We start from the raw sequence: 11,531 nt of genomic DNA, 5'->3' as shown, positions 1-11,531 counted from the left end.
CCACCGAGCCCACCGAGCCCACCGAGCCCACCGAGCAGACCGAGCCCAGCGCGGCGGAGCAACTCACGGCGACGACCCAGTCCACGGCGGTGACGACCACCCAGCCCACGGCAACGCCGGACCAACCTGTTGACGAGACACGGCGGACCGCGGTCGGCGAGACGGTGGACCCTGACAATGACGACGAGCTGGTGACGGTGGCCGGGCTCGGGATGCCCGGCACCACTCAGGTGCGGAAGTCGTGGCTCGAGACCCTCGGGGAGACCGCCGACCATGATCCCGGTGCCACGCGCGACAGCGCGGCGGGCAGCGAAGTGACAGTGCGCCACGACGTGGTCGCCTGCGACAACGAGACCGGTGCCTTGCTGTCCGTGACGACCGACCCCGACATGACCAGCCCAGAGAAGCCGGGTCGTCGACCAGTCACCGAGTCGAAGGCCTACCGACCACCCGCGGCACTGATCGACCTGGTCAAGGCCCGCGACGGGCGATGCCGTTTCCCCGGCTGCACCGTCAACGCACGGTTCTGCGACCTGGACCACGTCCGACCATGGCCTCTCGGGCAGACCCATGCGGCGAACCTGATGTGCCTGTGCCGCCGACACCACCGCATCAAGCAGACCGTGCGGTGGCGGGTCCGCATCGAGCCTGACGCCACCGTCACCTGGACCGACCCGACCGGCAGGGTGCGCACCACCCTGCCCCAGGACTTCCTGCAACGCCGAGACAACGAGCCGGTGCGTCGAGTCACCCTGCCTGCGGCCGTCGCGGGGCCCGAGCATGCGGGACCCGAGCATGCGGGACCCGAGCATCCGAGACCCGAACGCGCGGGACCCGAACCCGCAGGACCCGAACCCGTGGCTTCGGCGCCACGGGACGAACCCGGCGTGCTCTGGTCGGCCTGGGAGGAGGAGCTCGCCCACGAGCTGGCCCGGGCGGAACGCCACGCCGACAGACGGCGGGTCGACCCCCGGCGCGCCGAGGAGCGCGCCGCGCCACCTCGGCGAAGTGCCGGGCGAACTGCCGGGCGAACTGTCGGGCAAACTGTCGGGCGACCGGTCGTGCTGAGCGCCGAGCTGACCGCTGGACTCGATGACTACACGCTCGACCCCGCCTTCGCGGCAGCCTGTCCGGGTCGGAGGTTGCGCCGACGCACCAGTGGCGAGGGCGATCCACCGTTTTGAGCGGATAGCGTGACGGCCATGGCATCGGACCCGCCCTCCTTGCGATCACGACTGTCCCGGCTCTGGCGGCGAGCGTCCACGCCTGCCCATGACGCCCGGACCCCTACCCGCGACCCGCAGAGTCCAGCGCGTGACAACAGGACTCCCCCACCGGGTGCCACGCACCAGCACGAAGCCACCGCCTATCCGGGCGACTTCACCGGCACGCCAACCCTCGACTACGCTCCCAGGCCCGACGGCGAGCCCGACCCGGGCGAGATCGTCTGGACCTGGGTGCCGTACGAGGAGGACCACCGGCAGGGCAAGGACCGACCGGTGCTCGTCATCGGTCGCGACGGTGCGTGGCTGCTGGCTCTCATGCTGACCAGCAAGGACCACGACCGTGACCACGAGCAGGAAGCCCGACACGGTCGGCACTGGCAGGACATCGGACCAGGCGCCTGGGACCGCCAAGGGCGTCCCAGCGAGGTCCGCGTGGACCGGATCCTGCGCGTGGATCCTTCCGCGGTGCGTCGGGAGGGCGCGGTGCTCGACCGCGAGCGCTTCGACCAGGTGGCCGCGGCCGTCCGCGCTGCGAGCTGAACTCGGCCCCGCGGCATGCCCGTGGCCGCGCCCCACGAGGGGTGCCAAGGCACGACAGCGTCGACGAGGACAACGCGAAGGGCCGGTCACCCGCAGGTGACCGGCCCTTCGTGAGATGTGCAGTGGAAGGCGACTCGCGTCAGAGCGAGGTGACCTTCTTCGCCATGGCCGACTTCTTGTTGGCGGCCTGGTTGGCGTGGATGACACCCTTGCTCGCGGCCTTGTCGAGCTTCTTGCTCGCGGTCGCGAGGGCGTCGTTCGCCGCACTGGCGTCGCCGGAGTCGACGGCTGCCTGGAACTTGCGGATCCAGGTCTTGAGCTCGCTCTTGACGGCCTTGTTGCGCTCGGTCGCCGTGCGGTTCGTCTTGATCCGCTTGAGCTGGGACTTGATGTTTGCCACAGGTGTGTCTCTCTTGGTTGGTCGGTGGTTGCCGTTAGAGGGCGGCAGAAGCCTCTCGGGACCAGGCTGGTGGGGCGCCTGTGGTTGAGAGGCTCTGGATGGTGCTGCATGCGCGCACGACCATGCGCGCACGCGATGGGCAAATCTACCAGCGAGGTGCCCACTCCCCCAAAACGTGGGTATCCCGCGTGCTCAGCGGCCGCTGCGGGCGCGCGTGATCGTGAGGACGGCACGCTCGACGGCGTAGACCGGGTCGCGACCACCGCCCTTGACCTCGAAGTCGGCGTTCGCAACTGCCTGGATCGCCTCGGCAAGCCCCTCGGGCCCCCATCCGGACAGCCCGCGGCGTGCCTTGTCCACCTGCCACGGGGCCATGCCGAGGTCGCGCGCCACGTCGGCCGAGCGTCCCCGACCGGCCGCGCCCACCTTGACGAGCTGGCGCAGCTGCTGGGCGAGCACGGCGACGATCGGGACCGGGTCGACACCGGTGGCGATGGCGTGGCGCAGCAACCGGAGCGCCTCGCCGGCATTTCCCGCGAYCGCCGCGTCGGCCACCTTGAAGCCGGTCGCCTCGACCTTGCCCCCGTGGTACTTGGCGACGAGGTCCTCGTCGATGGTGCCCGTGGTGTCGGCGACGAGCTGCTGGYAGGCGGAGGCGAGCTCGCGCACGTCCTTCCCGATCGCCTCGATCAGTGCGCGCACGGCATCGGGGGTGGCCCGGCGGCCGGCTCGGCGGAACTCGTGCATGGCGAAGTCGGTCTTGTCGCGATCGGTCTTGAAGGCCGGAGCCTCGAGAACCCGCGCCTGCGACTTCTTGAGGGTGTCAAGGACCTTCTTGCCGCGCTGGCCCGACTTGTGGGTGACGACCAGGGTCACGTCGGGGTCCGGGGCGGCCAGGAAGGCGAGCAGGTCTTCCTGCAGCTCGTCCGGAGCCTCGTCGAGGTCGGCGACGACGATGCACTTCTCGCCCCCGAAGAGGGACGGGCTGGCGTGCATGCCGAGCGCGCCGGCCTCGTAGGTCTCGGCCGCCAGCCGGATGACCTCGAGGTCTGGGGCCGACGCTCGGAGCTCGTCGAGCGTGGTGCTGAGCGCGCGGTCGGCGATGACGGCCTCGGGTCCGCTGATGAGGACGAGAGGGGGCACGGTGCGCGTCGCGGTGGCGGTCACGGGCCCAGCCTCCCATGAGCCGGGGACAGTCTCAGCCGCCCGGGCAGTAGGCGTCGCCAGGTGTGAGCTCCGGATGGATCGGGCCCTCCCTGTCGCTCACCGAGCCGCCACCACTGCGCCCTGCGCGCACGGCGATGACCTCGGCGAGGATCGCCACGGCGATCTCTCCCGGGGCGTTGGCGCCGATGTCGAGCCCGATGGGGGCGTGCACCGTCGCCAGCGCCTCCTGCGTGACCCCGTGATCCAGCAACCAGGTGCGCCGGCGTTCCTGGGTGCGCCGCGACCCCATCCCCCCGATGTATGCCGTGCCAGCCTCCAGTGCCGCGGCGATCGCCGGGGCGTCCACGCCGTCGTGGTGACTCGTCACGACCAGGGCGTCGACGGCTTCGGGGACTGAGGGGTCGTCGGTCGACACCGTGACCGACCAGCCGAGCGGCGTGGAGAGGGCGACGAGCGCCTCGGCCACGGGGCCTTCACCGACGACGTGCAGCGCGCAGGGATCCGCCATGCGGCCAGTATCGTCCGCTGCCCGTTGCCGCGCTAACGGACCAGCGCTGCCCGGCGGCGGGCCCGAACCCGGCGGGCGAGCACGACCACGCCGAGGCCGACCAGGAGCAGGCCGACCACGAGCTCGCGCCACCACCACGTCCACCAGCCGCCGCTGGTCCCCCACGCCGTCCACGCAGGTTCGCCGGCCAGGGCATCCTCAGCCCACAGGATGCACTGCGCCCCGATCGCCGGGTCGGTTGTCGCCACCACCCGCCCGCCGTCGATCTGTGGGACGACCAGGGCGGTGCTTCCCCGCCAGTCGGCGTTGGCAGCAGCGCCCGCGCTCGTGAGTACCGGCCCACAGGCAGCATTGGCGCTGTCGCCACCCATGGCGACCGTGCTCTCGACGGCCCCCGTGTCCGGGTCCACCAGGCCGATCCGGGTCCCGTCCGACTCGACGGTCTCGTAGACGAGGCGTTGGGCGATCCGCGACCAGCGAAAGGTCCACTGGCTCGCCCGGGAGGCGTCGATGTGGGAAGGGCTGATCTGTGCGCCCAGTTCGACGTGGCGAGCGTCCACGTCGTACGTCCACAGCGTCAGGGGGGCCTCGGCCGTCACACCGACGAGCGTGTGGTTGTCCCGCCACCCTGCGATCCGAGCCGATTCCACGCCCGGCAGTGGAGTCTCGGAGCCATCGATCCCGAGCAGCACGGCCCCACCGTCGCCGTACGAACCAGCCGCCAGCGCCAGGTGCGAGCCGTCGGGCGAGAACCACGAGGGAGTCTGACCACTGGTCCACCACGGGCCACCGGGCTGCGAGCCGTCCACGAGGGCGTTGTCCGTGATGTCGCCGAACTCCACCCGCCGGCCTGTCACGAGGTTGTGCAGCACGTACGGACCATTCGGCGCCGAGAGGTAGCCCACGACGCTTCCGTCATCCGACACCGAGGGAAAGGAGTCGTTTCGAGCCGGGTCGGCTGGGAGTCGACGTAGACCACCCCCAGGCATGACTGCCAACCACTCGGTGTGTCCGGAATCCTGGTCCACAGACTGCACGAGTCCGGCGACCGGGCCCGGTCGGTCGCCGAGCCCAGGAGTCCACCACTGGTGGCCGATGCGCTGCGGATGGCCGCGTACGCCTTCTCCGTCTCCCCCCGCGGGGACGACGGTCAACCCGCCGGACGGAGCAAGGACCAGGGCCACCATCAGCACTGCGACCAGGGCTCCCCCGCCGGCCGCCACCCGGCGTCGGAGCCGACGACGGGCCCCAGCCCGCCACAGCCCTTCTGGCGCGGGCGTGACGGCACCGACCTCGAGCTCGTCGGCGACCGCCCCCATTCGTTCGCACAGTCGAGTGGTCACTGCAGTTCCTTTCCGACCGGCGTGAACTCGCGCACGACATCAGGCGCCAGCTCACGCATCCGGGCCAGCGCGTGCCGCGCCTGCGACTTGACCGTGTTGGGCGAGCACCCGAGCACCCGCGCTGTCTCGACCTCGGTGCGGTCCTCCAGGTAGCGGAGCACCAACACCGCCCGTTGGCGCGCGGTCAGCGCAGCGAGCGCCTGCCGCAGCAACAGCCGGTCGAGCGCCTCCCCCACCAGATCAACAGGTATGCCGCGCGGCTCGCCCAGCTGCTCGGTCACCGTCTCGGGTCGCACCCGTCGCCGACGCCACGAGTCAACGGCCAGCCGGTAGAGCACCGTGCGCGCGTAAGGCATCGGGTCATCACCCCCGCTGGTGAGGCGCGGCCAGCGGTCGGCGACCCGGGTCAACGTCTCCTGGACGAGGTCCTCACCCGCGTGCGTGTCGTTCGTCAGCAGGACTGCCGAGCGCAGCAGCGGACGCCACGCTGCCCGGACGAACGTGTCGAAGTCCTGCACTCCGCCCCCTCCCGGCCTCCTGGCCCCGTGCCCCCACACTCATACACGCACCAGACACCACGGACGGGTGGAACCGGTGAACTGGAGCTGCCCGGCGCAGGAGGACGAGGTTTGGTCCGGCTACTCGAACGCGAGGGTGGCAGCGCCGGTCGCCTCGAGGCCGAGGCCCTTGAGACGGGCCGCGACGACGTCGGCCGGCAGCTCGAGGCTCTCGGCGAGCTCGTCGACCGACAGTCCCAGCTCGACGCCGTCGCGCAGCTCCTCGTCGGACTCGGCCGTCCAGGCGTGGCCGCCCGTCACCGCGGTGCGCGTCGACTCGGCGGGTGGCGGGGAGTCGGCCACGGGTCGGGGATGCTCGGCCACGTCCTCCCCCGTCGCGCCCATCGACGTTCCGACCAGTGCGCCGGTGATGCCCCGCAGGGCGGGCTCGTGCACCTGAACTGGCGGAGCCGCCGTCTCGTCGAGCCGCCTGAGCGCGGCGAGGACCCGCTCGCGGTCGGTGGTCGGCCAGAACGGAGGCAGCGAACGCTGGAGGAAGCCGGCATACCTCGCCGTCATCATGCGGGAGTCGAGGAAGGCGACCACCCCGCGGTCGTCGGCGCGGCGGATGAGCCGCCCCGCGCCCTGCGACAGTCGCAGCGCGGCGTGGGTCGCGGAGACGGCCATGAAGCCGTTGCCCCCCATCCGGGCGATGGCCTGTGAACGCGCCGACGAGAGGGGGTCGTCGGGGCGCGGGAACGGGATCCGGTCGATGATGACCAGCTGGCAGGCCGAGCCGGGCACGTCGACGCCCTGCCAGAGGGTGAGGGTGCCGAACAGGCAGGTCTGCGGGTCTCGCGCGAACTGCCGCACCAGGGTGGTGATCTGGTCCTCGCCCTGGCAGAGGAAGCCGATGTCACCGTCGAACCTCTCGCGCATCGCCTCGGTGGCCTCCTTGGCCGCGCGCATCGAGGAGAACAGTCCGAGCGTCCGGCCCCCCGCAGCCCTGACCAGCGCCTCGATCTCGTCGAGGGTCTGCTCACTCAGGCCGTCGCGTCCCGGTGCCGGAAGGTGTTGCGCCACATAGGCGATCGCCTGCTGGGGATAGTCGAAGGGGCTGCCGACGTCGAGCCCACGCCACTCCGGAGCACCCTCGCCGCGCAGTCCCATCGTGCCCGCGACGGCATCGAACGTCCCACCCAGCTCGAGGGTCGCCGACGTCATCACCACGGTGCGGTCGCCAAAGACCTTGTCGCGCAACAGCATCGCCACGCTCATCGGCGCCACGCGCAGCACCGAACCGCGTCGCTGGTCACGACTCACCCACACGACGTCGAGGTCGCGCTGCTCGAGGACGCGAGACGAGTTCTCGAACATCTCGTCGATGGCGGCCTGCGCCACCTTGCGTGCGCCGTCGGGCTCGACACCCTTCTCCGGCTTGAGCTCGGACTGCACCTGCCTCGTCGTGTCCCTCACCCTCRCCAGGGCGAGCGACAGGGAGTCGGGTATGCCGTTGAGCTTGCCTTCGGGGAGCTGGTCGAGGACTCCCTGGAGGAAGACGGCCGCGTCGTCGACGGCCTCGGTCGACTCGGCCAGGCGTCCGGCCCGCTTGGCCGCGGCGCTGACCATGCTCGGTGTGATCTCGTCGGTAATCGTGGACGTGACCCGGTCGACCAGCTCGTGCGCCTCGTCGACGATGAGCAGGTCGTGCTCGGGCAGCATCTGACGGCCTTCGAAGGAGTCGATCGCCATGAACGAGTGGTTGGTGACGATGACGTCGCAGTCCTTGGCCGCGTCGCGCGAGCGCTCGACGAAGCAGTCGGCGAACGCCGGGCACTTGCTGCCCATGCACTCGTGGGCGCTGACCGACACCTGTCGCCACGCCCGTTCGCTCACCCCGGGCACCAGCTCGTCGCGGTCGCCGGACTCGGTCGTGTCGGCCCACTCGCGCAGGCGCACCACCTCCTGGCCCAGCCGCGAGGCCGCGCGGTCGACCTCGGCGACCTCGAACAGCCCTTCCTCGTCGTCGGGGAAGCCACCCTCGAGCTTGTGGGCGCACAGGTAGTTGCGGCGGCCCTTGACCAGGCCGTAGGTGGGTCGCTTCCCCAGCAGGGGGGCGATGGACTCGGCCAGCCGCGGCATGTCGCGGTCGACGATCTGGGCCTGCAGCGCGAGGGTCGCGGTGGCGACGACGGCCGGTTTGCCCGTCTTCTGCGCATGCATCACCGCGGGGATGAGGTAGGCGAGCGACTTGCCCGTGCCGGTGCCCGCCTGGACCAGGAGGTGCTCGTCCCTGGCCACGGCGTCCTCGACGGCGTGCGCCATCTCGACCTGACCGGGACGCTCGACCCCACCGACTCCCTGGACGGCGGCGTGCAGGAGGTCGTCGAGACTGGCCATTGGGTCAGCGTATGCCGTGCGACGGGCTCGTTCGTCGCCCGTCCCCACCCTGCGCCGCAGCCTGCCGTGAAGGCACAGCCGTGACCCCGGTGCCGATGGCGCCGGGGTCACGGTGGTGGGTTCCGGGTCAGGTCACCTCTCGTCCACCCAGGCGGGTGCCGGAACCCCGTTCCCCGTCAGGTTGTCGCACCCGACGAACTGGGTGTCCACGCGCTGGATGGCGCAGAAGTAGGTGACCGTCGGCTCGACGGGTGCCGGACCCGAGTCCTGCCGGGCCGAGGCCGGCAGGGTGCCGAGTGCGACGAGGAGGGCGGTGGCGGTGATCATGGGAAGGATTCGCCGGGTCTGCTGGATGGTGTTCACGGTGTGCTCCTGGTGCTGAGAGGTGTGTTGTGCTGACCTCTCCACGGTCCGACCGGGAGGCCCTGACCCACATCGGGTGCACCCCCTCAGAAGCACCGCCGAAACCCCTCAAGTAACGGGTGTCGGCCCGCCGGGCACAGGAACACACTGGGGACGTGCCCCCTGCGGACCCGCTCGCGAGCGACGGCTTCGTCGGCCGCTCCGGCGAGCTGGACGAGCTCGGCTCGGCCCTGGCATCGGCACGGGCGGGCCGCGGGCGTGCCGTGCTCGTCCTCGGTGATGCCGGGGTCGGCAAGACCCGGCTGGCGCAGCAGGCCTGCGTGCTGGCCGGGGACTTCCTCGTCCTCACGGGTGCCTGCCTGCCGCTGACCTCGATGAGCGTCCCCCTGCTGCCGTTGCGGACCGCAGTGGGTGGGCTTCCCGCCGAACAGCGGCCGGCCCTGCGGCGTGCTGCCGGCGTGGAGGCGGCGGAGGAGTTCGACCGGTGGCTCGACGACCGCTGCAGCCGGGGCCCGGTCGCCCTCGTGGTCGACGACCTGCAGTGGTCGGACCCCGCCACCCTCGACGTGCTGATGTGGGTCTTGGCAGGACTGACGACCCGCAGCCTGGCGCTCCTGGTGACGGTGCGCCGCGGGGAGGTCGGGCCCGGCCATCTGCTGCAGCGCTGGCTGGCCGACGTGCGGCGCCTGCCGGGATTCGTCGAGATGTCCCTGGGGCCCCTTGACCTCGAGGAGACCCGGGCCCAGCTGGCGGGCGTGCTGGGGGACGTCCCGCACGACGCCCTGGTGCGAGAGGTCTACAGCCGCACTGGCGGCAACTCCTACCTCAACCGACTGCTCGTCCAGGGCCTCTCCCCCACCGAGACGGCGCTCGGGCAGGGCCTCCCGACGGACCTGTCCTCAGCGGTGCTCCGCGCCTGGCACCGCCTCGACACCCCGGCTCGGGAACTCGCACGGGTCCTGGCCGTTCACGGACGGGTCGCTGGGGACGGCGCCCTGGACCGCGTGGCCGGCCTGGCCGGCGTGACCGACCTGCGCCCGGCACTGCGGGACTGCCTGGACGCCGACCTCCTCGAGGCCGACGGGAGAGGCGGCTACTGGTTCCACCACCCCCTCCAGGCAGAAGCCTTGGCGGGCAGTCTCGGCCGACTCGATCGGGAGCACCTCCACGCGGCCCTCGCCGAAGCCCTCGAGCACGACCTTGCCTCTGGGTCCTCCGTGTCCCCCGCACCCGCAGACCAGTCGACGCTCGAAACCCTCAGCCTCATCGCGGACCACCACCACCACGCCGGTCACGCCAGGGAGTCATACACCGTGGCTCTGCGCGCCGCTGACCTGGCCGAGGGCATCGGCGCGACGACCATGCAGGTCAGGCTGCTGAGGCGCGCGCTCGAGGTAAAGGAGCAGCTCGACGGCAGTGCGCCCGAACCGGCCGCCGCCCTGTGGGAGCGGATGCGCCGGGCGGCCGAGGCCGTCGGCGACTTCGAGGAGGAGCTCCACGCGGTCGAGGCCCTCCTGGGCGGGCTCGACGAGGTCCGCGAACCGCTCACCGTGGCCGAGCTCCTGGTGCGCCACCAGCACCTGCGGTTCATGACCGGTCGCGGCTTCCTCGACCCGTCCGAGCTCCGGCGGGCCGTGGAGCTCGCGCGAAGCGCGCCGGAGTCGTGGCAGCACGCGCTCGCCCTCGCCGAGCTGGCGCACGCGTCGCTGTGGGACGACGACCCCTCCTCCCCGCAGCTCGCCGCGGCTGCGCTGGAGCGCGCCCGGGACTGCGGCAACCCCCGCGCGCTGGCCTATGCCCTGGCGGCCAACGCGATGTTGGCGGTCTACGAAGATCGTCCGGAGGATGGGCAGCGGCTGGGGCACGAGGCTGTCAAGGCTGCTGTCGCGGCCCGGGACGGGTTTGCGTTCGTGCACGCGACGCTGTGGGAGGCCAACGCGGTCGACGGACCGATCAGCCCCGAGTGGAGGGCCGTGGTCGGTCGACGGAGGGCAGAGCTCGCCGAGCTCGGCATGCCGCACCCGGTGACGGCCTGGCTGGCCTGCAACGAGGCCTTCGGACACCTGCACGCCGGCGACGTGGACGCCTGCTCACGGCTGCTGCGCGTGGCCCTCGGGTCCACCCCGGGAACGCTCGCCGACGTCCAGACCCGGCTGAGTGCTGCATGGATGGCAGCCATCCAGGGCCGAACGCACGAGGCGGAAGGCCACCTGGCCCGCGCGGACGAGCTGTTCGCCGAGACGTCGACCTTCCTCGCCTTCGAGTTCGACGCCGTTCGGGCCATGGTGCTCCTGTCGGGTGGGCACCTCCGCGGTGCGCTCGAGGCGGCCTTGACCGGCACGGCAACGCCGGGTGCACCGCCCACCATGTGCGAGTGGCTGCTGCCCCTCGCCGCCCGTGCCCTCGCCGACCTGGTGCAGCAGGCACGCGACACGGGTGTCGACCCGAGGCCGTGCCTCGACGAGCTCGATGAGCTCACGGCCCGCTTTCCGGACACCATCGCCGACGTCGGAGGGACGACTCCCTTCTACCAGCGCCAGCTCGCCGGCCTCGGGGCGATGTACCACGCGGAGGTTGCCCGTGGTCGTCAGGCCGCCGACCAGCACCTCCTGTGGGAGCAGGCGTCGAACGCTCTGCACGAGATGCTCCCCTGGGAGGAGTGCTACTCGTTGTGGCGGCAGGCGGAGTCGTTGTTGCTCACAGGCCACGCGCATCGCGATGACGGTGTCGACGCCCTGCGACGGTCGTACGCCTTGGCGCGAGGACTGGGAGCGCTGCCCATCACGGACGAGCTCGAGGCGCTGGCCAGGGGCGCCCACGTCAGGCTCGGCGACCCGGCGACCAGCGGACCGCCACCCTTGGAGACACACCAGGTCGGACTCACGGCGCGTGAGACCGAGATCCTCGGACACATCGTGGCCGGTCGCACGTACGGCGAGATCGCCAGGGCCCTCGTGGTCAGCGAGAAGACCGTCAGCTCGCACGTCAGCCACCTGCTGAGCAAGACGGGGTGCGCGAACCGCGTCGACCTCGCCCGCTGGGCGACCCGGCGCCAGCCCACCGACGACGCGCCTGCCTAGATCCACC

The 11,531-nt window shown here is 71.6% G+C and carries 10 protein-coding genes; 3 read left to right on the top strand and 7 right to left on the bottom strand.

What is annotated here, in order from left to right:
* A partial coding sequence (locus tag AC1DVZ_RS13725) for an HNH endonuclease signature motif containing protein (RefSeq protein WP_477618758.1) occupies positions 1 to 1,184 on the top strand: 1,184 nt, incomplete at its 5' end.
* A gap of 18 nt (positions 1,185 to 1,202) precedes the next feature.
* On the top strand, positions 1,203 to 1,766 hold the full coding sequence (locus AC1DVZ_RS13720) for a type II toxin-antitoxin system PemK/MazF family toxin (RefSeq protein ID WP_477618757.1): 564 nt from the start codon (positions 1,203 to 1,205) through the stop codon (positions 1,764 to 1,766).
* Between the two features lie 139 nt (positions 1,767 to 1,905).
* Here the strand turns inward: AC1DVZ_RS13720 and rpsT are convergent, their stop codons facing one another.
* The 7 genes from rpsT to AC1DVZ_RS13685 all read right to left on the bottom strand — a co-directional run bounded on the left by rpsT (position 1,906) and on the right by AC1DVZ_RS13685 (position 8,444).
* On the bottom strand, positions 1,906 to 2,166 hold the full coding sequence (rpsT, locus tag AC1DVZ_RS13715; RefSeq protein WP_477618756.1) for a 30S ribosomal protein S20: 261 nt from the start codon (positions 2,164 to 2,166) through the stop codon (positions 1,906 to 1,908).
* Between the two features lie 192 nt (positions 2,167 to 2,358).
* Positions 2,359 to 3,333: a DNA polymerase III subunit delta gene (gene holA / locus AC1DVZ_RS13710; protein WP_477618755.1), complete on the bottom strand. Its 975-nt coding sequence runs from the start codon at positions 3,331 to 3,333 to the stop codon at positions 2,359 to 2,361.
* 31 nt (positions 3,334 to 3,364) lie between these two features.
* A complete protein-coding gene (locus tag AC1DVZ_RS13705; RefSeq protein ID WP_477618754.1) occupies positions 3,365 to 3,841 on the bottom strand; it encodes an XdhC family protein in 477 nt (158 codons plus the stop codon).
* A gap of 32 nt (positions 3,842 to 3,873) precedes the next feature.
* Positions 3,874 to 5,184, bottom strand: a complete 1,311-nt coding sequence (locus AC1DVZ_RS13700) for a TolB-like translocation protein (protein ID WP_477618753.1) — start codon at positions 5,182 to 5,184, stop codon at positions 3,874 to 3,876.
* Positions 5,181 to 5,702, bottom strand: a complete 522-nt coding sequence (locus tag AC1DVZ_RS13695; protein WP_477618752.1) for a SigE family RNA polymerase sigma factor — start codon at positions 5,700 to 5,702, stop codon at positions 5,181 to 5,183. The genes AC1DVZ_RS13700 and AC1DVZ_RS13695 overlap by 4 nt, the downstream gene beginning before the upstream one ends.
* A gap of 120 nt (positions 5,703 to 5,822) precedes the next feature.
* On the bottom strand, positions 5,823 to 8,081 hold the full coding sequence (locus AC1DVZ_RS13690) for an ATP-dependent DNA helicase (RefSeq protein WP_477618751.1): 2,259 nt from the start codon (positions 8,079 to 8,081) through the stop codon (positions 5,823 to 5,825).
* Positions 8,082 to 8,213: 132 nt separating this feature from the next.
* Positions 8,214 to 8,444, bottom strand: a complete 231-nt coding sequence (locus tag AC1DVZ_RS13685; RefSeq protein ID WP_477618750.1) for a hypothetical protein — start codon at positions 8,442 to 8,444, stop codon at positions 8,214 to 8,216.
* A gap of 155 nt (positions 8,445 to 8,599) precedes the next feature.
* Between AC1DVZ_RS13685 and AC1DVZ_RS13680 the strand changes: the two genes are divergently transcribed.
* Positions 8,600 to 11,524, top strand: a complete 2,925-nt coding sequence (locus AC1DVZ_RS13680) for a helix-turn-helix transcriptional regulator (protein ID WP_477618749.1) — start codon at positions 8,600 to 8,602, stop codon at positions 11,522 to 11,524.
* Positions 11,525 to 11,531 lie beyond the last annotated feature (7 nt).

This window comes from Pedococcus sp. P2_E5 (genome assembly GCF_056403895.1).
Note: the sequence above shows the minus strand (reverse complement) of the source record. Positions and strands in the feature narration are given on the sequence as shown.

Coding starts and splice junctions, on each gene's coding strand:
- AC1DVZ_RS13705 (WP_477618754.1), bottom strand. CDS start 3,841: ATGGCGGATCCCTGCGCGCTGCACGTCGTCGGTGAAGGCCCCGTGGCC.
- AC1DVZ_RS13720 (WP_477618757.1), top strand. CDS start 1,203: ATGGCATCGGACCCGCCCTCCTTGCGATCACGACTGTCCCGGCTCTGG.